Annotated in this window: 26 protein-coding genes; 22 read left to right on the forward strand and 4 right to left on the reverse strand. The window is 38.9% G+C overall.

Annotated features, from left to right (window positions below; all coding sequences use genetic code 11):
* Positions 1–37: 37 nt before the first annotated feature.
* Genes filC through filF form a run of 4 tightly spaced genes read left to right on the forward strand, consistent with a single transcriptional unit; the run spans position 38 to position 6,102 of the window.
* Positions 38–1,246: a putative pilus system protein FilC gene (gene filC, locus AC1M9A_RS13560; protein ID WP_092768595.1), complete on the forward strand. Its 1,209-nt coding sequence runs from the start codon at positions 38–40 to the stop codon at positions 1,244–1,246.
* Positions 1,247–1,258: 12 nt separating this feature from the next.
* Positions 1,259–2,926, forward strand: a complete 1,668-nt coding sequence (filD, locus tag AC1M9A_RS13565; RefSeq protein ID WP_180000164.1) for a putative pilus system OmpP1/FadL family transporter FilD — start codon at positions 1,259–1,261, stop codon at positions 2,924–2,926.
* Positions 2,926–4,182: a putative pilus assembly protein FilE gene (filE, locus tag AC1M9A_RS13570; RefSeq protein ID WP_481610415.1), complete on the forward strand. Its 1,257-nt coding sequence runs from the start codon at positions 2,926–2,928 to the stop codon at positions 4,180–4,182. Before filD ends, filE begins: the two co-directional genes overlap by 1 nt.
* A gap of 12 nt (positions 4,183–4,194) precedes the next feature.
* Positions 4,195–6,102, forward strand: a complete 1,908-nt coding sequence (gene filF / locus AC1M9A_RS13575) for a putative pilus system protein FilF (protein ID WP_481590801.1) — start codon at positions 4,195–4,197, stop codon at positions 6,100–6,102.
* 35 nt (positions 6,103–6,137) lie between these two features.
* Here filF and AC1M9A_RS13580 read toward each other — a convergent pair whose 3' ends face one another.
* Entirely contained in the window at positions 6,138–6,686 is a 549-nt protein-coding gene (locus tag AC1M9A_RS13580) for an NUDIX hydrolase (RefSeq protein ID WP_035268253.1), read from the reverse strand.
* 130 nt (positions 6,687–6,816) lie between these two features.
* Between AC1M9A_RS13580 and AC1M9A_RS13585 the strand changes: the two genes are divergently transcribed.
* The 9 genes from AC1M9A_RS13585 (at position 6,817) to AC1M9A_RS13625 (ending at position 15,105) form a co-directional block, all read left to right on the forward strand.
* The gene (locus AC1M9A_RS13585) at positions 6,817–7,431 is read left to right on the forward strand and encodes a CoA pyrophosphatase (RefSeq protein WP_035268255.1); all 615 of its coding nucleotides are present in this window, start codon (positions 6,817–6,819) and stop codon (positions 7,429–7,431) included.
* 27 nt (positions 7,432–7,458) lie between these two features.
* On the forward strand, positions 7,459–7,989 hold the full coding sequence (locus tag AC1M9A_RS13590; RefSeq protein ID WP_481598046.1) for a gamma carbonic anhydrase family protein: 531 nt from the start codon (positions 7,459–7,461) through the stop codon (positions 7,987–7,989).
* 122 nt (positions 7,990–8,111) lie between these two features.
* Positions 8,112–8,777, forward strand: a complete 666-nt coding sequence (gene tsaB, locus AC1M9A_RS13595) for a tRNA (adenosine(37)-N6)-threonylcarbamoyltransferase complex dimerization subunit type 1 TsaB (RefSeq protein ID WP_092768604.1) — start codon at positions 8,112–8,114, stop codon at positions 8,775–8,777.
* 12 nt (positions 8,778–8,789) lie between these two features.
* On the forward strand, positions 8,790–9,614 hold the full coding sequence (locus tag AC1M9A_RS13600; protein WP_035268259.1) for an undecaprenyl-diphosphate phosphatase: 825 nt from the start codon (positions 8,790–8,792) through the stop codon (positions 9,612–9,614).
* Positions 9,608–10,426, forward strand: coding sequence for a class I SAM-dependent methyltransferase (locus AC1M9A_RS13605; protein WP_481610416.1), 819 nt, complete (start codon positions 9,608–9,610; stop codon positions 10,424–10,426). The genes AC1M9A_RS13600 and AC1M9A_RS13605 overlap by 7 nt, the downstream gene beginning before the upstream one ends.
* Positions 10,427–10,544: 118 nt before the next feature.
* Positions 10,545–11,969: a C13 family peptidase gene (locus tag AC1M9A_RS13610; protein WP_180028728.1), complete on the forward strand. Its 1,425-nt coding sequence runs from the start codon at positions 10,545–10,547 to the stop codon at positions 11,967–11,969.
* Positions 11,970–12,001: 32 nt separating this feature from the next.
* Positions 12,002–12,838 (forward strand): S-formylglutathione hydrolase, encoded by an 837-nt coding sequence (gene fghA, locus AC1M9A_RS13615; protein WP_481610417.1) that lies wholly within the window; start codon positions 12,002–12,004, stop codon positions 12,836–12,838.
* A 219-nt stretch (positions 12,839–13,057) separates the two neighbouring features.
* Complete coding sequence (locus AC1M9A_RS13620) at positions 13,058–14,068, forward strand: YjgN family protein (RefSeq protein WP_481610422.1); 1,011 nt, start codon at positions 13,058–13,060, stop codon at positions 14,066–14,068.
* An 11-nt stretch (positions 14,069–14,079) separates the two neighbouring features.
* Positions 14,080–15,105: a M48 family metallopeptidase gene (locus tag AC1M9A_RS13625; RefSeq protein WP_481588035.1), complete on the forward strand. Its 1,026-nt coding sequence runs from the start codon at positions 14,080–14,082 to the stop codon at positions 15,103–15,105.
* A 29-nt stretch (positions 15,106–15,134) separates the two neighbouring features.
* Here AC1M9A_RS13625 and AC1M9A_RS13630 read toward each other — a convergent pair whose 3' ends face one another.
* Positions 15,135–15,425: a DUF2218 domain-containing protein gene (locus AC1M9A_RS13630; protein ID WP_481610418.1), complete on the reverse strand. Its 291-nt coding sequence runs from the start codon at positions 15,423–15,425 to the stop codon at positions 15,135–15,137.
* 229 nt (positions 15,426–15,654) lie between these two features.
* On the opposite strand from AC1M9A_RS13630, the gene rpe reads away from it, so the two are divergent.
* From rpe to AC1M9A_RS13655, 5 genes are all read left to right on the forward strand, one after another.
* Positions 15,655–16,341, forward strand: coding sequence for a ribulose-phosphate 3-epimerase (gene rpe, locus AC1M9A_RS13635; protein ID WP_481610419.1), 687 nt, complete (start codon positions 15,655–15,657; stop codon positions 16,339–16,341).
* Between the two features lie 606 nt (positions 16,342–16,947).
* On the forward strand, positions 16,948–17,265 hold the full coding sequence (locus tag AC1M9A_RS13640; protein WP_481588038.1) for a DMT family transporter: 318 nt from the start codon (positions 16,948–16,950) through the stop codon (positions 17,263–17,265).
* Positions 17,266–17,319: 54 nt separating this feature from the next.
* Positions 17,320–17,637, forward strand: a complete 318-nt coding sequence (gene sugE, locus AC1M9A_RS13645) for a quaternary ammonium compound efflux SMR transporter SugE (protein ID WP_180000188.1) — start codon at positions 17,320–17,322, stop codon at positions 17,635–17,637.
* A 31-nt stretch (positions 17,638–17,668) separates the two neighbouring features.
* The gene (locus tag AC1M9A_RS13650; protein WP_180028722.1) at positions 17,669–18,157 is read left to right on the forward strand and encodes a methylated-DNA--[protein]-cysteine S-methyltransferase; all 489 of its coding nucleotides are present in this window, start codon (positions 17,669–17,671) and stop codon (positions 18,155–18,157) included.
* A gap of 36 nt (positions 18,158–18,193) precedes the next feature.
* Positions 18,194–18,862 (forward strand): nuclease-related domain-containing protein, encoded by a 669-nt coding sequence (locus tag AC1M9A_RS13655; RefSeq protein WP_481610420.1) that lies wholly within the window; start codon positions 18,194–18,196, stop codon positions 18,860–18,862.
* A gap of 33 nt (positions 18,863–18,895) precedes the next feature.
* Here the strand turns inward: AC1M9A_RS13655 and AC1M9A_RS13660 are convergent, their stop codons facing one another.
* Positions 18,896–19,663 (reverse strand): hydroxymethylpyrimidine/phosphomethylpyrimidine kinase, encoded by a 768-nt coding sequence (locus AC1M9A_RS13660; RefSeq protein WP_035268321.1) that lies wholly within the window; start codon positions 19,661–19,663, stop codon positions 18,896–18,898.
* A gap of 83 nt (positions 19,664–19,746) precedes the next feature.
* Here AC1M9A_RS13660 and AC1M9A_RS13665 point away from each other — a divergent pair, with 83 nt between their 5' ends.
* Positions 19,747–20,394 carry an HAD-IA family hydrolase gene (locus tag AC1M9A_RS13665; RefSeq protein ID WP_481589576.1) on the forward strand — a complete coding sequence of 216 codons (648 nt, stop codon included), beginning with the start codon at positions 19,747–19,749 and terminating at the stop codon, positions 20,392–20,394.
* Between the two features lie 54 nt (positions 20,395–20,448).
* Here the strand turns inward: AC1M9A_RS13665 and AC1M9A_RS13670 are convergent, their stop codons facing one another.
* Entirely contained in the window at positions 20,449–20,913 is a 465-nt protein-coding gene (locus AC1M9A_RS13670; protein ID WP_092768640.1) for a winged helix-turn-helix transcriptional regulator, read from the reverse strand.
* A gap of 138 nt (positions 20,914–21,051) precedes the next feature.
* Here AC1M9A_RS13670 and AC1M9A_RS13675 point away from each other — a divergent pair, with 138 nt between their 5' ends.
* Genes AC1M9A_RS13675 through AC1M9A_RS13685 form a run of 3 tightly spaced genes read left to right on the forward strand, consistent with a single transcriptional unit; the run spans position 21,052 to position 23,877 of the window.
* A complete protein-coding gene (locus AC1M9A_RS13675) occupies positions 21,052–22,311 on the forward strand; it encodes a D-amino acid dehydrogenase (protein ID WP_481592386.1) in 1,260 nt (419 codons plus the stop codon).
* A gap of 46 nt (positions 22,312–22,357) precedes the next feature.
* The gene (gene alr, locus AC1M9A_RS13680; RefSeq protein ID WP_481609312.1) at positions 22,358–23,461 is read left to right on the forward strand and encodes an alanine racemase; all 1,104 of its coding nucleotides are present in this window, start codon (positions 22,358–22,360) and stop codon (positions 23,459–23,461) included.
* Between the two features lie 56 nt (positions 23,462–23,517).
* Positions 23,518–23,877, forward strand: a complete 360-nt coding sequence (locus AC1M9A_RS13685; RefSeq protein WP_481610421.1) for a RidA family protein — start codon at positions 23,518–23,520, stop codon at positions 23,875–23,877.
* Positions 23,878–23,992 lie beyond the last annotated feature (115 nt).

Raw genomic sequence — 23,992 nt, forward strand, 5'->3', positions numbered from 1 at the left:
AAAATCCAAATAATGAAGAATTGTGGTAGGAAGTAAAATGAATAATCAATGGACGAAAAGAACGCTACTCGCAATCAGTATTCAAATGATTGTCACAGGCGTCTATGCAGCACCCGAAACAGTTGAAGCTCCATCAGAAGAGAATATTTCTCAAGATACTCAAAATAATACTGAAAATAGTTCGGCGACCGAGCTTGAACAAGCACAATCAAGTTATACGGCAGAATCTACTGAAAATGTTGATGCAACACCTTCTCTTAAGCCAGGTGTTGAAGGGCAGGCTGCAAATGCGCTCCAACAAAAAGAAGGTGATGCGACGCAAGAGACTAACTTGCAGGAAGTTTTTTCCTCTAATGAGCGACAATATTCACTGATTAAGCGTGGTGAGTTTTCAACGTTCTATGATCTTGATTATTCGTACTATCGGGATTCACAAATAAATGCTTCGATCGATGAAGGACAGTTGTATCAACTTCGTATTGATGAAGATGCAAATCATACGATTACCAATACCATCACAGCGCAATATGGTTTAAGAGATAACATCACGCTAAACGCTTCAATTCCATTGGTTGCAAAGTCTGATAGTGTCAAAGATACGACCACTGCTGGATTGGGTGATATTAGTTTAGGGGCGCGTTGGGAGCCATTTCCACTGAAAGAAGGTCGTTTGCCACTTATTTTGTTTGGTAATCTATCGACAAAAACAGGTGATAGCCCCTATGAAATTAATCCTTTGACGGATCTCTCAACAGGTAAGGGGTATTATTCAGTTGGTGTTGGTGCAAGTACAAGAAAATATATTGATCCAGTTGTATTGTTTGCGTCAGTATCAACAAATTATGGTTTTAAAGAATCTGGCTTAAATCAAATCCGAGGGGGAGGAAATACTCAAGGTGAAGGTTTAACCGGGCGTAACCGTGTTTTAGATACTTTTGAACCCGGTGTTACGGCTGGATTCTCGTTCGGGTTTGCATATTCATTTAACTATGATGTCTCCTTGACCATGTCTTATCAGCAATCAATGAACATGGGTACCAAATTTACATATGATACAGGTGAATATTACGAACCTGCGACTCAGACCAGCTCTATGTTTGCGGTGGCACTCGGTGTACGTGTTAGTCCGAAGACGATTGTCAATGGAACGATAGGTATCGGTTTAACTGAAGACTCTCCAGATGTTTCTCTCGGCCTATCGTTCCCATTAGATATACTTGGCTTCGGTAAGAAAAAAGCAAGCTAAAGGAGTTCGGAAATGAGTCAATTCCGTTTGCATCCTTTAGTTACAGCAATTGTTCTGAGTGGATGTAGTACGCAAGTCTTTGCACACCTTGGGCAGAATTTATCTGTAGATGTACGCTCATTATCAATGGGTAATGCTGTCACTGCAGATCCACCCGGGATTAGTGCAATTCACTTTAACCCTGCGGGTTTAACCAAACTCAAAGGGTTACAAACCGACGTTCAAGGCTTAGTTGCTAATTTTGATATTCAGCGTGAATTTTCCGCGCCATCAGGTTATGACGTCTTTGGATATTCTGATGATCCATTAATCTGTAATGATGCGCTTGATAATCCATCAAACCTCTGTACTGATTTTAAGGATTCTGTGAGAGGTGATGTCGAGTACGCATCCTTATATATTCCTATATTGAAAAAAATGGTGGATTTAGGAGAAGGATGGCCAGTAGCAGCTCCAACTGGAGGGATCTCCTACAACCCACCAGGATCTAAGTTTACTTTCGCTACAGCAGTTTATGCACCAATGGTTGCAGGTTTCGGTGCAGAAGATGGTAATCCGGGTAACTTCATGGGGCAGCAAGTTGCCATGGAGCGTATTACATATTTATCACCATCGATTGCATATCAAGTAAATGATGAACTTTCAATTGGTGCTTCAGTGGGCATGTCTTATCAAGCCATTGCCATGAAAACAGATTTACGTTTTCCAAATGAAATGATTGGTCTTCTTCGGATGGTGGATGAGTCTGTCTGTGCCCCTTTCCGTGGAGGGAATGACAATATTGTCACGAATATTTTGTTATTCGGCTTATGTAATACCAATGAGGGCATGAATCCATTTTCAACTTTCGGGAAAATCAATGTTGAAATGGAGCAGAGTTTATCACCAAGCTACAACTTAGGTGTCTTGTGGGAACCCACTGAAGAGTTTGGTTTGGGGCTGGTTTACCAAAGCGGTGCTAAAATGCGCTTGAAGGGTAAATATATTGTAGAAAATGGAAACGCATCCCGAGAATTAATCAAAGGACTAAACTCCTCACCTACGGGGCAAGTTTTGGCAACCATACTTGGTTTTCCAAACTATGTACCTGCGATTGAAACTGGTCTAATGTCTATGGATTTAGAATATCCAGCACATTTCCAAGCGGGGATTAAGTACAAAGTATTCCCGGACTTACAGGTAAATTTCGATGTGGGATGGACTGACTATGCGGCTTGGGATAAGTTTAAATTTGAGTTCGATCGTCAAATTTCTGCTCTGAAGATTGCAAAACTGTTATCTAATGATGTAACAGACTCTTCTTTATCTCTGCCTCTAGGTTTTCAATCTCCATGGAGTTGGGGCGTTGGCGTTGAATATTCTGCCAATGACCGTTTGAAATTCCGTGCTGGTTATGAACCTAGAACAAGTGCGATCCCAGATGGAAAGCGGAATACAATGGTACCGATCAATAATGCACAATTGTTTGGATTGGGTATTGGTTACCGTTTTGATGAAGATACAGATATTGATTTATCAGTCGGGTTCCTTCGTAGCCGCGATAGAATTCCAGCGGGATCAAGTAGCCTAGCCAATCTAGACGCCGTGGATAATTTATTACTTAATCCATATGCAGGTTTAAATGTATCGACGAATACTAAAGTTACGATTTTAGGTATTAATTATAGAACGAGATGGTAATGGACTTAAATCTTGAGCAATTTAAACAAATAAAAACAAGAGTGAGCCAGTCTCTCGGTTGTGTTTTATGTGCAGGTTCTTTTTTAGTAAGTCCTACATTGTATGCCCAAGACTTTTACACAATTATAGGTCCAGATGGCAGACCGATTGTCATCGAAAGAGCTGCATCTAGTGCCCAAAACAGCGAATCTATTAAAAATCAAAAATCAGTTCAAAGAGAAAATATTCAGCCAAAAATCATTCAAAAAAAACCAGCAGATGAGCCTAAAAAAATACAGGTTGAAATCGCTCAGCCGAGTATTAAAGCTCCTACAGCGAGCAAATCAGTTGGGCGCAGTCAAAATGACAATGTTGAACAATCAACAGTGAGTGTTGAAAAAAAGACTCAAGATCAAATGACGAAAATTGATCTTGAACAGACTAAAGTCAATACGAAACATGAGCAGTCATTAACAAAAAATAAATCTACACACGATCAAAATTCTAAAGAAAGCCTTCAACGTGTTGAGCAGATTTCAGATAGCAAAAACGCAGGTGGTTCACTGAAAGCTGAAACAGGAAGTCCTGTAACTGTGATTGATGGTGTTGAATACATTGATCATGAATATCTTGAGGATCATGAGTTTAATCTGGAAGGAAGAAAACGGTTTTATGTAGTTCCTGATACGCAGGGTGTAGGTGCAGCTCGTTTTGAAACGATTGAGCGACAAAAAGGGATTACCAAAGCCGTTTTATCTCAGTTCCTACAGCCGACAGAGCCTACAGCGAAAGAAGCAATGGCTTTATCGAGTACGTACATGCGTATTGAAGCAAAAGATCTTGCAGAATCTTTGGAACGTACATGCTTTCAAGATAAAAAAATTCAGAAAGCTAAGCGTTTGAAGGGTGCTCAAGGTGAAATTGGTTTATGGCCAGTTGCGCCATTGAAAGAACGTTTTGCTTATGAGGTGGTGGAGTTAGATGAATCAATTGATCAGATTCAAATTCAATCATTTGCTTCATCTCAAAATAACCCAACTTTTTATTGGCCGATTGCAGTATTTTTGGATCAGCAAGGTTGCATTTTAGAGGGAGCGACTGGTTTTAAAAGTACAGATACTCAAGCCAACGTCACGACATACTCTGCACTCGAAGGTATATTAAAAAAACCACCTCAAACACGATATTTATTACTCACCCCTTTAGTCGAATCAATTGATATTCAAAATCAAAAACTCGTGAATACTGGTCAGCTAAAGCTTAAGGCCATCAAATAAAAGAGAACTAGAATGAAAAAGTCTAATATTATCCCATTCACGTTTTCCACGCTTTTTTTAGCACTGACTGGATGTGGTGGAGAGAGTGCTAAAATAAATGAAGATCCTAACCGTGGTTCCGTTACAACCTCTAATGGTTGTTTAACCTCAAATGATGCTAATTGTCTGGGATTTGTCTTGGACTATCCTGTAGAGGGACTAAAGTTCGATTGTAGTACTGACAAATTGAATCACTATCGAACTGAACTCGATCCTAATGTTGCGATTGGTTCATGCAAAGTGGGAGACAAAGTTACATTTTATATTCAGGGTGAAGCCAGTGCTCGAAAAATTGAGTTAGGGACGGTCGATCTAGGTTCAATTGTGCCTAAGAAAATGAGCGATGTTTATATTCAGATTGGTGTGCAAGATATGGCTCAAGGGCTAACTGGTAAGCCAATTGAAAATTTTAATATGTCCGATCCTACCTATAATGCAATGGTCGGAATTACACGAATTTTGCAAACATTAGGTGTAGATCAAATCAGTAATGTACCTGGTGATATACAGCAAGTTGTGCTGTCAAAAGACAATTTGGATGGGCTTCAAGTGATCAGCCAAAATATAACGGCCAATGAGTTCAAAAATGGCAGTTATGTTCAGATCCTGAAACCATGGTTAGATGTCGATAAGGTATCAATTGATGATGCGGAAAAAGTAGCACAACAGATCATCAGAATGAGAAGTGTGGGTATTTATCAGGCCAATCACTTACTCTTTATTGGACAAAATACTAATTTCGCAGGGTTTCACGGCTCAAGCCTAAACAATAATCAAGCAATTGCTGATATGAGCGTAATTACTACGCGCGAAGGTTATGCGAGTGGTTATCTCTCACAGTGGAGAGGGAAACCAATTGTTACGGGTAGTAATACTTCAGAAGAGTTAGCACGAGTATTATTAATCAATCAAGTACCACCTGAAAAATTAGATGTCGTTTCTAATTCAAAAGATTGGTTGAATAATATCTCACAAAAAATACAAAAACCTTTAGTTTTTAAAAGTATTGAATCTTCAAATGACAAATTAGAAATCTATAAAGGAACTCTGTTTGGTCAATCCATTATTCCTGGTAATCAGTATGCTTATCAAGGATTCTTAGGCAGCAAGGATACACCTACAAGCACTGAGGTATATGGGGAGTGGCGTCAAGATGTCAATTCTGAGCGCTATACAGGTAAGCTTGATATTCTAAAATACAGTCCAGTGAGCTATTTAGATCGTAAAGTGTTCAAAACACGTAAAAATGTTGAAGCTGGGGATCAAATTATTTTCCCATTATACGCAGATTTAGTGTTTAACTTTAATGATAAAACGATTCCATCACAAACAGTGAGTATCGTCATTGATGAAAATGGAGATATACGAACCAATCGTACTGCATCGAGTTTAAAATCTACCACTTGTCCAAGCATTAAGAATACTTCAACCATGACCGATGAATTGGATGTTCAACAATTCATTATTGGTACGACAGGCACAACATATTCAACTGCAAATGATAAATCTCTGACAATACGTATGATTCTAGCGAATCCAATTTTTGGGAACCTAAATGGGGTCAGAGCTGGACTAAATAACAGACCAGACTTTGGAGTCGATTCTAATAGTGAACTTGTGTCATCTGGAGGCGTACGTTTAAATTTACAAAACTTAATCGTAAATAATGACATAAGAGCGGGTATTAATATCACGAGTTGGGATAATAAGGGCTCTACAGCCGCAGCTGAATGGGTAAATACGCATGCGACATACCAACACACGTATAATTCGATTCCAGAGAATAAACCAACGACTGAACAACTTAATCTAGCAAAGCTTAGAACAGGAACAATTGAAATTGCTTTAACACCTTGTTATCAAATAGGTCGAAAAGCTTAATCAAAAAAACTCCATCTTATGAGATGGAGTTTTTTTTAACCTGTTTGATCAAGTCGAGTACCTAAGGTCTCTAAGTGTGTAGGAAAATGATTCGATTTTCGGTCTTCAAAATAATGACGAAGCGTTCGTTCAACACTTGGGAAAGCTAAACTATCCCATGGAATCTCGTGTTCTTCAAATAAACGACTTTCGATGGTTTCTTCACCAGCTCCAAATTTACCTTCAACAAGGTGAGATTTAAATAATACGTAAATTTGACCAATACGAGGGATATTGTACATACAGTACAATTGCTCAATTTCCACTTCAGCTTCAGCTTCTTCACGAGTTTCACGAGCTGCACCTTGCTCCATTGTCTCGAAGAGTTCCATATATCCTGCTGGTAGCGTCCAAAGACCATAGCGCGGCTCAATCGCTCTACGACATAAGAGTACTTTATCTTCCCAAATCGCTAAGGCTCCACAAATGACCTTTGGATTCACATAGTGAATGGTTTTACAATGCGTACAGACTTGGCGTACTTTATGATCACCTAAAGGAATCTGTTCGGTCGTCGGTTGCCCACAGGCCGTGCAAAAAGGCATATGCTGTCAAGTAAAAATGAGATGATTCAGCATACCCCAAAAAAATAACTTTCGCATCATTTATAGCCTTATGCACAAAATTTCATATATGATGGGATGAGAATAAAAAAGAGAGATCGAGCTATTCAAGATGATGGATCATTCATTAACATTGCAACTGCAACAACACCTTAGGTTTTCTAAACGCATTCAAAAAGCTGATGCTGCAGTATTACTTGCAATCACCAATGAAGATGATCCTAAAATTCTGCTGACGCGTCGCTCTATTTATATGAATAATCATGCGGGTGAAGTGTCATTCCCAGGAGGAAAAAGAGATCCGAACGACACCAGTAATATTGTCGTTGCACTCCGAGAAGCATGGGAAGAAACGGCTTTGAATCCGTTCGATGTAAAGTTGCTAGGTGATCTGCCTTCAGAGCGCTCAAAAGCGGGTGTTTTAGTAAAACCTGTTGTTGGATTGATACCGCCTAATGTGAAGCTTGTCCCACAACCTACAGAAATCGATCGTATTTTTTTTGCTTCAATACGCGAAATGATGGATGCTCGCCCAACACCTTATGAAGTTCGATTGGCTAAGCAATCAATCTATTTTCCAAGTTTAAGAGTTGAGAATGAGGTGATATGGGGTCTTACAGCAAGGATCCTGATTTCGTTGTTTCAGTATGGCTTAAATTATAAAAAAAACTGGCCCTTTTTGCTCAATTCCCCAAGTTTTAAATCTTCAATTTTCAAACAACATTAAAATATTAAATGCATAGGATTGCTGCATATGATGTACAAATTTCAAGACAAAACCCCTTCAACGACGATTCAACCATGGAATGGATGGATTGCAGAAAATGCCACTGTGATTGGCGATGTTGAACTTGGACAAGAGGTGAGTGTTTGGTTTGGTGCGGTAATACGCGGGGATAACTGCAAAATTCGTATTGGTGATTTCAGTAATATTCAAGAAAATGCCGTCTTACACACTGATCCGGGCATTGAATTGAATGTTGGGCAATATGTCACCATTGGTCATCAAGCAATGTTACATGGTTGTACGATTGGAGATAATAGTTTGATTGGTATCAACGCCGTCGTATTAAATAATGCTGTAATCGGTAAAAATTGCATTATTGGCGCGAATGCGTTGATTCCAGAAGGTAAAATCATCCCAGATAATTCATTGGTGATGGGCTCTCCTGGCAAAGTAATTAAAACATTAGATGAGTTTGCAGAAGCTAAACTCAAAATGAGTGCGATGCATTATGCGCATCATTTCAAAAATTTCACTCAGCTTGAAAAATTTGAATTTTAAATATAAGTGTTGAGATTGATACCAGCGTTCAATAATCACTAAATCTGAACAGATCTGCTCTCGCAGGAATAATTCGAGTGGAGTATGATTAGCACCATTTTTAACGATTTATAGGGGCATGCATGAAATTGCTTGCATTAGAAACTGCCAATGAGCAGTGCTCAGTTTCGTTAATTGATGAGAATCAAGTACTTTTTTATAAACTAGATGATCGTGCAAAAGCGCAGACCCAATCTATCCTCCCAATGATTGAAGCAGCTTTTCAGCAAGCTGAAGTACACGTTTCAGATTTGGATGCGATCGCTTTTAGTCGTGGTCCTGGCTCATTCAGCGGTGTGCGTATTAATGCAGCGGTCACTCAGGCGCTTGCATGGTCACATGACGTGCCTGTGATTCCTGTTTCATCCCTTCAAGCTCTGGCACAGGCTGCTTATCGAATGTATCAACTGACAGAAGTTACGGCTGTACTTGATGCAAGAATGAGTGAGGTCTACATCGCAAGTTTTCAGTTAAATGCTCAAGGTTTAATGCAGTTGGTGGATGAAGAGCAATTATTAAATTATGAAAATGCTGCAGCCTATCAAAAGTTTCAAATGATTGGTTCGGGAACAAAATGTATTCATCCCGAATTAAATGATTATTCAAATGTCCAAGCAACTGCTGAGGATATAGCGACGATTGCACGTGAACATGCTTTAAAAAAACACTGGCTCAGTGCCGATCTCGCACTACCCGTTTATTTACGTGACAATGCGTGGAAAAAAATTCCAGAACAAGGCAAAGCATAATTAGGAATTTCTATGGATCTTTTACTGCTGCTTAAAGCGGCAATTATGGGTATCGTTGAAGGTATTACTGAGTTTTTACCCATTTCTAGTACAGGCCATTTAATTTTAGCCGCTGAACTCATGAATTTCTGGACCAAGGAAAAAAGTGATGTCTTTGTGATTGCCATTCAAATGGGGGCAATCGCAGCGGTTATTTATGAATATTGGTCGCGCTTATGGGGTGCTGCAACGGGTATGGTCACTGGCGAAGCACAAGGTAGAAGACTCGGATTTGGTTTAATCTTGGCTTCAATCCCAATTGTTGCAATAGGTTTGACCTTTGGGCAAACAGTAAAAGAGCTATTATTTAATAACTACGCGATTGCAATTGGCCTGATTGTGGGTGGTTTAATTATCATTTGGGTAGAAAAAAATCCCCCAAGAATACGTGTCAAAGAAGTTGAAGAGCTCAGTTATAAAGATGCAATTTGGATTGGTTTAATTCAAGTGCTCTCTTTGATCCCAGGTACATCACGTTCTGGTGCTACGATCATCGGGGCAATGTTTTTAGGCGTTTCCCGCAAAGCAGCGACCGAATTTTCATTCTTTCTTGGAATTCCAGTCATTATTGGTGCTGGATTATTAGATTTATATCAAAGCTATGATGTGTTCCAGACTGCTGAAGATTGGGCAGTGTTGACAACTGGGTTGATTGTTTCATTTGTCTCGGCTTTATTACTCATTCGAGCTTTGGTTGCCTATGTCGCAAAACGTGATTTTATGATTTTTGCTTGGTATCGAATTGCTTCAGGTTTAGTGATCCTTCTCTTTGCATTTACAGGTTGGAAATTATGGTAAGCGAAATACGCTTATTTGCTGAACGAGATTTTCTTGAGAAAGCACAGCATTTTAATGCTGTGCTTTCTTCTCGTGGGGTGCAGTCAACAATCGAAGAGGTTGAAAAATTGAATGCTCGATTTTTCAGACATCATCCTGAACTTGCGCTTTGTGTTGATCAAGATGGGTTGTGGCTGTGCGCACAGGGCATGCGTATGCAACCTGATTGGAAAGCCGAAGTCGGTCGCTTAAAACGTGCTAGCTTGAAATCTGAAATGATTGCGAGGGCATGCCAGTTATCTGAAAAACCCCAGCTCATTGATGCCACCGCAGGGCTTGGGCATGACAGTTTACTGATGGCACATTTAGGGGCAAATGTCACATTAGTTGAACGACATCCAATTTTATATACTTTGTTAGAATCTACTCATCAACAAGCGAGTCTTGACCCATTTTTAAAGAGTATTGTTGCGCGTATTCAGCTGGTTTTTTCAGATTCCGCTGATTATCTTAAGCAATGTGAAAACCAACACGTCGATGCCGATGTAGTATATTTAGATCCAATGTTTCCACAGCGCGATCAGAATCAAAATGCCATTAAAAAACAAGCGCAAGTTAAAAAACAAATGCAGCTGTTACATCTTCTGTTGCCTGAAGATGGAGAGATGGATTTAGGTGAAGAATTGTTGGTATTGGCTCAAAGCGTTGCTAAGCGAGTTATTGTAAAGCGACCAAGGCATGCTGTTTATCTCAATGCGCAAAAACCTGATCATCAATGGTTAGGTGATGCATGTCGCTTTGATGCCTATTTTCAAACGATTGTTTCTGAGTAGTTTGGTAAATGACTCAAAAATAATCGAAAAATTGTTATATAGTTAAAAGTAGCATTGATAATTATTTAACCGAGCATAAACTTAAAAAAGCTGATCCAAGCACCTACACAGTAATCTTATGATAGACCTTAAACCTTCAATTAACTTTTGGCATGATTTAAAAAGTAACCAGCTTGCAGGGATTTGGTTATTTTTAGGTTCAAGGAAATCACTACAGATTGTAAGGCCATCAATTCTTCAACTTATTTTTTGGGGAATTCTTGGAGGTTCAGCGAGCTCTTTATTTAGCTGGTTGTTATCGAATGGTGCTGGAGAATTTAATTCTCAAGGATTAGTGAGTTATGCGCTCTGGCCATTTATTGCTTTAATTGTTGGGATTTTCCTTTCACAGCGTACTAATAATCCACGTTTGATGTTAGTGCCAGCATTACTTTGGTTAGTACTAGACACACATATTGTTTTGATTCAGTGTCTTATCCAATATTATTTTAATAACTTTGACTATCAACCTAATTTCCTTGTTGATCATTTGCAGCACATATTTTCTTTATTGTTTGTTTGGCAAAGTTTAGCTGTTGTTTGGGTTTTTTCGCGTGAATTAAAATGGCCTTGGTGGGAGCGACTGCTCATCATGATCGCCACGTTTTTTACACTTTTTGTGTGGCAGATTTCGTCACAAAGTCAACCAATTTGGAAGGTAGATGAGGCGCCTCCAAGTATTTCAGAACAATCATTTTACGCGCAAAGCAGATTATTAAATCAGGCGCTTGAACAGATCCAATTTGGAGAGTTCGCGAACTCGCATTGGTATTTTATGGGCGTAGCTGGTGCAAGTTATCAAGATGTATTCAAATTGGAAATTCAAAGATTTAAAGATCAATTTGATACGCGTTTCGGAACCTTTGGTCGTTCAATTGCGTTAATTAATAATCCTGCAACTCGCGAAGAATATCCAATTGCGTCAAAGACCAGTATTGATTTGGCATTGCAACGTATTGGCGCTCAGATGAATCGTGAAAGTGATGTCCTGTTTCTTTATATGACTTCCCATGGATTGAGTAACCAATTTCAAATGGAAAATACGCCAATTGATTTGGAAGACATAGATCCAAAATGGTTGCGCCAAACGCTTGATAAATCAGGGATCAGATGGAGAGTCATTGTGATTTCATCATGTTTCTCTGGTAGTTTTATTCCAGCGTTGCAATCGCCAGATACATTAGTCATTACTGCAGCTGCAGCAGATCGAGAGTCTTTTGGTTGTTCAAATGATGCAGACTCGACTTATTTTGGACGTGCTTTCTTTGATTTAGCGATGCGTGAAAAAAATAGCTTACGTGAAGCCTTTGAAGATGCATCAGTCAATATTGCGCATTGGGAAAATGCACAAGGGTTTATGCCATCAGAGCCACAATGGGTCATTGGTAAGAATATGGAAATTATGTTGCCGCAACTTGAAAAGAGATTATTTCCTCAGGTTGGATTATCAACCGTAAGTAGTGAACACCAGAGTGATAGTGCTCAGTTTACGAATATGCGATGATGTTTTAAAAATTAAATGTGTGAGGCAGTGCAATGGAATTGGTTCAAAAGAATAAATGTTTTGATGGTGAACAACGTGTTTATCAGATCAATTCAAAGTTTTTGAAAAATCCCACTAAATTTTCTGTATTTTTACCTTCACAGGCACTCGAGGGTCAAAAATGTATTGCGTTGTACTATCTTGCAGGTTTGACTTGTACTGAAGAAACTTTTGTTATCAAAGCACATGCACAACGTTTAGCTGCACAATTGGGAATTATCTTGATTGCTCCAGATACATCACCTCGTGGTGACGACGTGGCGGTCGGGGATTCTTGGGATATAGGGCAAGGGGCTGGATTCTATTTAAACGCAACTCAAGCACCTTGGGCTGAGCATTATCAGATGGAGTCGTATCTTATACAGGAGTTGTATCCTTTAGTTCTTACATCGTTTCCTGTACAGGATGACGGGATTGGTATTTTTGGTCACAGCATGGGAGGGCACGGTGCACTCACGCTTGCTTGGAAATATCCAGACTTATTCAAGTCAGTCTCAGCATTTGCACCGATTTGTGCACCATCAATTTGTCCATGGGGTGAAAAGGCATTTTCAGCTTACCTCGGAGAAGATCGTGAGTTATGGAAAGCACATGATGCGAATGAGCTCGTGAAAGCAAAGGGTGCTCTATATCACGAAATTTTAATTGATCAGGGGGTTGCAGATCAGTTTTATGCTCAACTTAATCCAGCACTATTTGCTGAATCATGTAAAACCGTAGGTCAAAAGCTCACATTGCGTGAGCACGAGGGTTATGATCACGGATACTTCTTTATCCAAAGTTTTATTGATGATCATCTGCAATTCCATGCTTTACAATTGCAAAATTAATCTCATTTGAATTTTAAGATATTCATACTTAAGTTCGTTATAATGTGTGCGATATCACATTTAAATCATGTTGAATGATGACATCTCTCGGGATGTCATTTTTTATAATCAGAGAAAATAATAATGAATTCATCAGAACACTCCGCTGAACAAGCACCCTTACCATTGATCAACGATCCATTTCCATTATCTGATGCAGATGAAAATCGACCGATTTATATGGGGAAAGTGTTTAAATTTAAATTTCATGGCAATGCGATGGAGTACTTTGGCATATGGATCGTCAACATTCTGTTGACGATTGCGACATTGAGCCTATATGCGCCATGGGCGAAAGTACGTCGTTTAAGATATTTTTATAACAATACCGAATTTTTTCATCGCTTTTTTGATTTTACTGGTTTACCGACTAAAATTTTGATTGGTCGACTGATAGCCATTGGCATTTGGGCAATATTTGCGATTGCCTCATATATGGATATGACGATAGCAGCATTTGGTGGACTGATTATTTATATTGCTCTTCCATGGTTGGTTCGTGCCACAATTCGGTTTAATGCGCGCAACAGTAAATTTGGGAACAGCCGTTTTTATTTTTCTGGCACGAATAAAGAAGCCTATAAACAATTTTTACTTGCGCTTGCTATCACCATTTTTACATTAGGTATATTTAGTCCTGTCGCAATTTGGATTTATAAAAAATATACGCTTAATCATTTGTACATTGGACAACTCAAATTTCAATTAAACAATGACTGGCCTAGTTATATGCGAGCAGTATATGTTCCCATGATTCTCTTTGTATTGATTCTTATGCTCATCGGATTTGGTGGTTCGACATTATCAATACTCAGTGGTCATGGAATGGATATGATGCTGATGATGATCTTTGCCGTTTATGCGATTGGAATGTTGTTTATTGGTCCGTTAATACAGGCACGAATTTTTATTACTACGTGGAATAGCACAACACTCAACAGCAGTCAGTTTAAGACCAGTTGTAATCAATGGCGCTATGCATGGATTGTTGCGAGTAATTGGATCGCTAGAATCTTAAGTTTAGGATTATTGTCAGCATGGGCTGCTATTCGCATTTATCGATACCAAGTTGAATCGATGAGCTTAGAATTAAATGATGATCCAAACCTGATGATGAATATTGCGCAAAGTGATCATAGTGCCATCGCGGAAGAAATTAGTGATATTTTTGATATTGATATTTCACTTTAGGAGTTAATTCAATGAATCAACCTCTCACAGTGACATATTATGATGGTGTTCTTTCTAAGCCTTTTACAGCACAGATTCGCCCTGCTAATCAAGACAGTATCGCTGTCAGTTATACAGATAAAGGCGAAGTGAAAACAGTCTACTATCATGCAGATGAAATGGTATTGCTTGGTAAAATTGGTCGACGTAATCCAGCTTTAGAGTTAACACATGACGCTAGGATTGAATTTCATGAGCGTCAGCTTCCTGAATGGTTGCCTGTTGAGCATAAAAATTTTCATCAAAAAGTATGGAAACTTGAACGTACACCATCGTTGATTATTTTTAGTGTTATTTTCGTGGTCGCACTTGGTTTCTCCGTCATTAAATGGGGAATACCGACGGCATCGCACATTGTTGCTTTCCAGCTGCCAGAAAATACGCTGAATCGTTTGGGTGGACAGGCAGAAGTTTATTTAGCCGAATACACTAAACCTTCTCAGTTATCACAGCAAAGACAGGATCGGATTCTCGCGGATTATCTGAAATATGTTGCTGAGGGTCGTCCCGCTCAGTTGAAATTTAGGGAAGGTACCTCGCTTGGAGCCAATGCACTCGCATTGCCAAACAATACAATTTATCTCACCGATGAATTAGTGAAGCTTGCCAAGAATGATCAGGAAATTATCGGCGTTTTGGCACATGAACAAGCACATTTATTAAAACGTCACAGCTTACAACAAGGTCTTTCGAGCCTAGGATTCAGTGTACTTTATATTGCTATCACTGGTGATGGATCGGATTTAATTGCGACTTTGCCAGTTGCCATGATTGGTGCAGGATATTCACGGAAGTTTGAGTTAGAATCAGATCAGTATGCGCTAGAACTCATGCATAAACATGAAATGGATACAGTGCATTTTGCAAACTTTTTAAAACGTATGAGTGATGATATGGGAGAAGACGAAGATCAATCAAAAATTCTTGATCTCTTTGCAAGTCATCCTGCCACTGAAGAACGAATTCGCCGTGTTACTGAATTTAAACAGCAACAATAATGAAAAGCCGACTTTATGTCGGTTTTTCTTTAACTTTCTCTAGACCATATAACTTGATAGTCAGCTTGAACCATGCGATTGATATGATCAAGCACGACATTTTCTAGTCGTATTAATTCTTTTAAAGATATTTCTTCTTTATTCACAATACTGACATGAAGTTGATCAGGTTGTATTGATAATTCAACTGTCACTTTTGGCATAAAAATTTGATATTGGTCATCGGTATTGGTGACATCAAATTTATGTTTCCAATGATTGCTTAATCGTTTAGCGATACGTAATGCTTCGGAGCTGTCTATCGTTGTGGTTGTTTTCATTATTTACCGTAATGCTTGAAATTTATTGTATCTTAACATTCATCTCACCATAAGGTTGTTCCGAATATGCAACATAGCTTTGCATAAGTCATATTCCGTCCTTGAAGATTTTTTTATCAACGATTTGCATTTTGAGTTGAAATTTAAATAGCAGTAATTTCGAAGGAATGAATAAACGAAGTTTTGCTATAATCAACTTTTGAATTCTAATTTCCCGCCAGGTCCTGACATGTCCAAGCCATTCTTAATTGCTCCATCGATTTTATCTGCTGATTTCGCTCGCTTAGGTGAAGAAGTCGAAAACGTACTTGAAGCAGGTGCAGATGTGGTCCATTTCGATGTAATGGACAATCATTATGTACCAAATTTAACTTTTGGTGCTGGTGTATGTAAGGCACTTAAAAAATATGGTATTCAGGCCCCAATTGACGTTCATCTTATGGTGAAACCAGTCGATCGTATGATCGGAGATTTCTTAGAAGCGGGTGCAGATATCATCACTTTTCATCCAGAAGCATCAGACCATATCGACCGTTCATTGCAGCTGATTAAAGCTGGTGGTGCTAAAGCAGGTTTAGTTTTTAACCCTGCAACGCCTTTACATTACCTTGATTATGTACTGGATAAAGTGGATCAAGTCTTATTAATGAGCGTCAACCCTGGCTTCGGTGGACAAAAATTTATCCCAATGACGCTAGATAAACTTCGTAAAGCACGCAAAATTATTGATGCATCTGGTAAAGATATTCGCTTAGAAGTTGATGGTGGTGTTGGTCCAGCAAATATTCGTGAAATCGCTGAAGCTGGTGCAGATATGTTTGTAGCTGGTTCTGCCATTTTTGGAAAGCCAGATTATAAAGCTGTAATTGATGAAATGCGTGCAGAGTTGGCGAAAGTAGGTTCAATTAACGTTTGATCCGAAACATGTATAACACTACACACATCTGTGGATAAGTCTATGGATAACGTGGTGGATATCTGTGTTGATAACAGTCTGGATAATTTGATTAGATTATAATCATATTTAGTTCAATGGTTTGTTTATTAGACAATAAATGTATAAAAAGGACTCATTTGAGTCCTTTTTTACAAAAAATGGATCTTCTTATCTTTTCTGTTGTATTGTTTGGGGGAGAAATTTTCGTTGCTCATTATTTGGCTTATCTTCGTGAATAAGTCTTAAAAGAGCGAGATAAAAAATCAATTTAAACATCCCAGACCAGTGATTCTATAGTGCAGTAAAGTGTTTTAATTTAGTGCGGATTTAGTCTTCTATCTGCCAATAGCGATCGCCTTTGTAATGCAATAGCCTAAAAATGCAGAAATAATCTAGAAAAGCTAGTCCGATAATGACCTATTTTTTGTAGGTGTATTTTGGGTCAAAAATTGTAAAATTGCGCCTATTTTGTGCGTGTGTTGATATAATTCAACCATCATTTGGAGGAACGACCTCCCTCATTTCTCTGAGAAAAATCGTCAGGACGGCCTGACTCTTAAATTATTTTAATTGGGAGCAGGCATCATGGCTTGGTTTATTCTTATTCTCGCGGGTTTATTTGAGATCGTTTGGGCATATAGTATGAAAATGTCTGAAGGATTTACTAAATTCACACCGACTGCAATTACTCTATTTTTTATGGTTCTCAGTTTTGGGTTGTTGGCACATGCCATGAAAACATTCCCTCTGGGAACTGCCTATACGATTTGGACGGGGATTGGTGCAGTAGGGTCTTTTTTAGTCGGCATTTTTATTCTGGGTGAGCCTGCGACAGCAATGCGGATGATTGCGGCTATTCTGATTATTTCAGGTTTAGTCATGATGAAATTAGCTTCAGCGTAAGATTTAAGGCAGCGTATCCATACGCTGCTTTTTTTAATTGAGAGAGGGTTTATTTTGGCTTGGTTAGTCTTGATTGTTGCAGGGTTGTTGGAAGTGGTCTGGGCCTATTTTATGAAAGTTTCAGATGGATTCACCAAATTGACACCCAGTATTTTGACGATCGTTTTCATGATCGCAAGTTTTGCTTTACTTTCCCATGCGATGAAAACTTTGCCACTCGGGACAGCTTATACCGTATGGACAGGCATAGGCGCTGTAGGTTCATTTGTGGTTGGGATTTTTATTCTTGGAGAACCTGCAAATGCAATGAGAATGATCGCTGCAGTATTGATTATTTCGGGTTTGGTCTTGATGAAGTTATCATCAACATAGTTAGATGATTCAACTTTCAGGCGATTAAAAAATGACTCAATTTTATTTAAAAAAAATAATGACACCTGTCGGTGAACTTCAATTGGTTGCTCATGATCGAGCATTGATTGTTGTCGCTTGGGAGAATGCACTTCCTCAGTTTATCCGAAATCAAATCGTAATTCAGCGGGATGATCACGAGATTTTATGCATTGCCGAAACACAGCTTCGCGAATATTTTTTAAAACAACGTCAGGTATTTGATTTGCCTATAGAACTTTATGGGACAGAATTCCAACGCTCGGTATGGAATGCGCTGTTAAAAATTCCTTTTGGAGAGTCTAGAACGTATAAGCAAATTGCTGAGGATGTTGGGAATGTAAAAGCGGTTCGAGCGGTAGGCTTGGCCAATGGGAAAAATCCTATCGCGATCATTGTACCTTGTCATCGTGTAATAGGTGTCAATGGCAAGCTGGTCGGATTTTCAGGAGGTGTGGAAAATAAGCTTAAGCTGCTGCAGCTTGAAGATGATAAGTGGTGATGTTATAACAGCATAAACATATGAAATACAAAAATTATGTCTAATGAAAATCCTATAATTACAATTGTTTTTAATCTCATATCGCAGTTATGGTGGTTGATCTTAATTCTAGCAATCATCCCTGTATTCAAAATGTTTGTACCTTATATCAAAGGAAAATTGGGTGAATACATTGTCCAATATCATGCAAAAAAATTTTTGAATGAGGACTATATTTTACTGAATGATCTAACATTTTTGGATCAGGACAATCAGACCACACAGATTGACCATATTTTATTGAGTCCTTATGGAATATTTGTGATTGAGACCAAAAACTATAAAGGTTGGATTTTTTGCTCATCACATCAAAAAATGTGGACTCAAAAAATTTATAAATCTAGCCATAAATTTCAAAATCCATTGCACCAAAACTACAAGCATATAAAGGTTTTAGAGGGATTGTTAAAAGATTTAATCGATTCAAATCTGTCGATACATGGGTTAATAGTTTTCGTGCCTAATTGTGAGTTTAAAACACCAATTCCTGTACATGTTCATTGGGGTAAAAGTTGGATTGAAGAAGTTAAAAGCTACCAAATGAAAGTGATTGATGATCGTAGACTACAGAGAATTAAATATCGTATTGAAAAAGCAGCGCTTCAAAAATCGTGGAAAACCAATAGAGAACATATCCGATCAATCAAAGAAAGACTAAAAGATTAATAAAAAAAAACCCACAGTCAGTGGGCTTTTTATTTAGAAGCGTTTTGGAATTCTTTGGCCACCTTCAACTGGGATTTCAGCACGTTTTAATACACCAAATAGCCATGTTTCCGCATGGTGAACTGCATTTTTAATTTGATCACCTTGTGCCAACCTCCCTGCAATAAAACTAGCAAGAGAACAGCCTGAACCATGATACTCACCTTCAAGACGAGGACATTTTGTTTCAGAGACCATATCACCGTTGATGTAGAGTGCATTTCTAATATAAGTCGGTGTGTCTTCGTGACCACCTTTGACTAATACAGCTTTAGCACCCATTTCAAATAACTTCTGTGTAGCTTGATCTAAATCTTCACAGCCTGTTAATGCGCGAAGTTCAACGGTATTCGGTGTAAGAATCGTAGCAAGAGGAATCAATTCAACAAAAGCCTTGACCAATGTTGCTTGATTTCCTAATGAGCCACCACTATTGGCAACCAAAACTGGATCGAGTACGTATTGGAAATCAGGATGTGCTCTTAGGAATTCTGCCAAAGCGGCGATATTGTCGGTAGTGCCGAGCATGCCAGATTTCACTACTTTGATAGGAAGATCGTTCACTACAGCATTCGCTTGAGCCAGCAGTAAATCTTTTGAGGTTGCTTCAAATCCAAAAACTTGTTGAGAGTTTTGAATGGTTAACGCTGTACATGCGATTGCTGCATGAGCACCACTTTGGCCGATTGCTTCAATATCTGCTTGTAAGCCAGCACCACCAGATGGATCTAAACCAGAAAAGCACAATACAGTAGGGCGCACAACAATGTCCTTCATCGATCAATTTGGAGTAGTATAGGCAAGTTTCTGAGAAGTCTCGATAGCATTTCTAAAAAAGGTACAGCATGATTAAAAATATTCTCATTGATTTAGATGGAACGCTAACTGATCCTAAAGTGGGTATTACGACTTCTGCACGTTATGGTTTAGAAAAAGTAGGTCATCTTATCGCGGAGGATGAGAATATTGATTGGATTATTGGACCACCTTTAAAAGCCTCGTTGGCCAAAATTTTGAAGGTTGATGTGAATGATGATTTGGCGGAACAGGCTTTACTTGGTTATCGTGAACGCTTTGCTGTAAAAGGTTTATTTGAAAATTTATTATTTGAAGATGTAGCAGAGACATTGGCAACACTTAAGAACAAAGGTTACAGATTGTTTTTAGCTACTGCAAAGCCTGAGGTGTATGCCCAGAAAATTCTTGAACATTTCAATCTCACACCGTATTTTGATTATGCCTATGGCAGTGAGTTAAATGGTGACCGCACCAATAAAGCTGAACTTATTGCATATATTTTAGAGCGAGAAAAAATTAAGCCAGAAACCTGTTTAATGGTAGGGGACCGAGAGCATGACATTATCGGTGCTCGAAAAAATGGGATTGAAACGATTGCGGTGGAATACGGTTATGGCAGTGATGCAGAGTTAGCCGCTGCTGCACCCAAAGCCAGAATTCAAGCTTTCCATCAAATTTTAAATTACGTTGATTAATCTAAGCCGAAATTTGGGCTCAAGAGCAACTCTCAAGAGATTGCTCTTCGTAGCTTAGCTTAGATCCAAGTACAAGGACTCTTTGACCTCTTCCATCACGATGTAACTATGGGAGGATGCAGAGGAGGGAAGCATTTTAAGCAGGTCACCCAGTAGTTGGCGATAAGCACTCATTTCTTTTAGTCTCGCTTTCACCAAGTAATCGAATTCACCTGAAATTAAATGACACTCTAATACCTCAGGTATCTCAACTAAATTCTTGGCGACTTGATCAAAAACGTCTCCAGATTTCGCCGATAATTTAATTTCTAGAAAGACGAGTAAATTACGCTCCAATAACTCCGGATTTAATCGGGCGTAATAGCCCATAATAATGCCATCTCGTTCTAGTCTTTTGACTCTTTCTGAGCAAGGGGTTGTAGAAAGATTTACTTTTGCAGCCAGTTCACTAATGGCGATACGACCGTCCTTTTGCAGAATATCTAATATCATACGATCAGTGCGATCTAATTTCCGCATGAATAATTTCCTTATTTTTTAATTTTTTTAGGATAAAACCCTTAAATTACCTAAATTATAACGTTTAAAAGAGTGAAAAAAACTATTAAAGCAAAAATATACTAGTGAAATAAACTACACAGTGCTGAGGGATAGTTCATGCGCGTTATTGTATTAGGTAGTGGTGTCATTGGTGTTGCAAGTGCGTATTACCTAGCGCAACAAGGAGCAAGCGTCACTGTATTAGATCGTCAATCAGGTCCTGCCGAAGAAACGAGTTTTGGCAATGCAGGACAGATTTCTCCTGGGTATTCTACACCATGGGCCGCACCAGGAATTCCATTTAAAGCGGTTAAATGGATGTTTCAACATCATGCACCATTAGCAATTAATGTAGATGGAAGCTTGTGGCAGCTGAAATGGATGGCTCAAATGTTGAAGAACTGCAATGCGGCACATTACGCTATCAATAAAGAGCGTATGGTACGTGTTGCTGAATACAGTCGAGATTGTTTAAGAGAATTACGCGAAAATATTGGCATATCTTATGAGAATCGTTCAAAAGGAACATTACAAATTTTTCGTAAGGATGCGCAATTAGACGCAGTTCAACGAGACATTGAAGTTTTAAAAGAAACAGGTGTCGAATTTGAGTTATTAGATCGTGAAGGTCTAGGTCGAGTTGAGCCTGCTTTAGCGGAAGTTAAAGACAAATTGGTCGGTGGTTTACATCTTCCAAATGATGAGACTGGCGATTGCTATATCTTTACCAACGCGCTTGCTGAATATGCAAAAGGTATTGGTGTTGAGTTTAAATTTAATCAAAATGTTGAAAAACTCGTAGTTGAAGGTGATGAAATTAAAGGCGTTGTTGTCGACGGTCAAGTACTCACGGCAGATCGTTATGTACTTGCCTTCGGTAGCTATTCACGAGATTTTATTAAACCATTAGGTCTAGATTTGCCCATTTATCCTGTAAAGGGATATTCATTAACTATACCTATCGTGGATGCGCAATATGCCCCTCAATCAACTGTCTTAGATGAAACTTACAAGATTGCAATAACTCGTTTTGATCAACGAATTCGTGTTGGTGGGATGGCTGAGTTAAGTGGTTTTAATAAAGAGTTAAATGAGGATCGCCGTGGCACCTTAGAGATGGTAACGCGTGATTTGTTCCCAGGCGGAGATATGGCACAAGCCAGCTTCTGGACGGGACTACGACCAATGACGCCAGACAGTACGCCTATTATCGGTGCGACGAAATATAAGAATCTATTTTTAAATACTGGACATGGCACGCTCGGTTGGACTATGGCATGTGGTTCTGGAAAGCTGATTAGTGATTTAGTGCTGAATCGGACTCCAGAGATTAGTACCGATGGACTTTCAATTCAACGTTATAACCACGCAGCATAAAGGCTGCGTGGTTTGCTATTAAAAAATAAATAATAGGACAAGGAATATGTCTCGCCCAATACAGGCTGTTATTCACTTAAACGCGATCAAGCATAATTTGAAAGTTGCTAAGCAACATGTACCGAATGCCCAAGTTTTTGCTGTTGTTAAAGCTAATGCTTATGGTCATGGGATCGAGCGCATTTATTCAGCCTTAGTGGATGCAGATGGAATTGCACTTCTAGAGCTGAGTGAAGCACAACGAGTTCGAGATTTAGGTTGGAAAGGCCCAATTTTGCTTTTGGAAGGTATCTTTCAAGAAGCGGACTTACAGTTGTGTCACGATTTAGATCTTCAATTTACCGTTCATAACGAGATTCAAGTCGAATGGATTAAGCGGTTTAGTCTTGATGCTCATTTTAATATTTTTTTGAAAATGAACAGTGGTATGAACCGTTTAGGATTCCAACCTCAACGTTACCCTGAAATTTGGAGTCTGTTAACTGAATTGCCACAAGTGGCATCAATCACTCACATGACACATTTTTCTGATGCTGATGGCGAGCGCTTGAATAAGGTTGGGGTTGACTATCAAATTTCAGTATTCAATCAAATCATCAGCGTTTTAGGTGGTCCTTGTTCACTAAGTAATAGCGCAGCCATTCTTAGACATGCCAATCATGTCCACTCTAACATTGTACGTAGTGGCATTATGTTGTATGGGAGTTCACCGGATTATCCAACCCATACTATTCAAGATTGGGACTTAAAACCAACAATGTCTTTAAGAAGTGAATTGATTGCAATTCAAGAAATTAATCCTCAGCAAAGTATTGGCTATGGATCGACATTTTTTGCAGAACAAGCTATGAAAATTGGCATTGTCGCTTGTGGATATGCAGATGGATATCAACGGATTACTCAATCTGGCACAACAGTGCTTGTGAATGGACAAAAAACTTCTTTGATTGGTCGTGTAAGTATGGACATGCTAGCTGTTGATATCACGCATATTGAAGATGCAAAAATTGGCAGTGAAGTCGTACTGTGGGGCGTCTCAAAGTACGGAAGTTTGTTACCGATTGATGAGGTCGCTGTAGGAGCGAGTACTGTGGGATATGAGTTAATGTGTGGCGTAACGACGCGGGTTCCATTTGTTCTAGAAATTTAATGTTAAAAATTCAACGATCAACACTAGGATCGATACTGAGTAATCAAGGAATTAATATGCAAAATCAGGATATTCAAAAACTCAATAGTAATGGCGTGATGAGTGCAGTTACAGTCTTTAATCAAGTGGCTTATCTTTCTGGTCAAGTACCTAAGATTACGACGCCTGATATCGCCTTACAAACGAAAGATGTGCTGAATACGATCGACGCTCTTTTGGCTCAAGTAGGCACAGATAAATCTCGTTTATTGTCAGCACAAGTTTTCGTGAAGAATTTGGAAGATTTTCAAATCTTCAATCAAATTTGGATTGAATGGATGGAGGATTCAATACCACCATCACGAGCAACCATTCAGGCTGACCTCGTTAATCCAGAATGGTTAATTGAAATCGCAGTGATTGCTGCATTGAAATAACTGAATATAAGTAAGACTTCACGAGGAAGAGTCATTTATGGCTCCTCTCATAATAACAAAATCTCTCGAATCTCAGTTTGAAGCGGAATTTAGGCTGATCGATTAGATTAGATGG

This window comes from Acinetobacter sp. ANC_7634 (assembly GCF_056779875.1).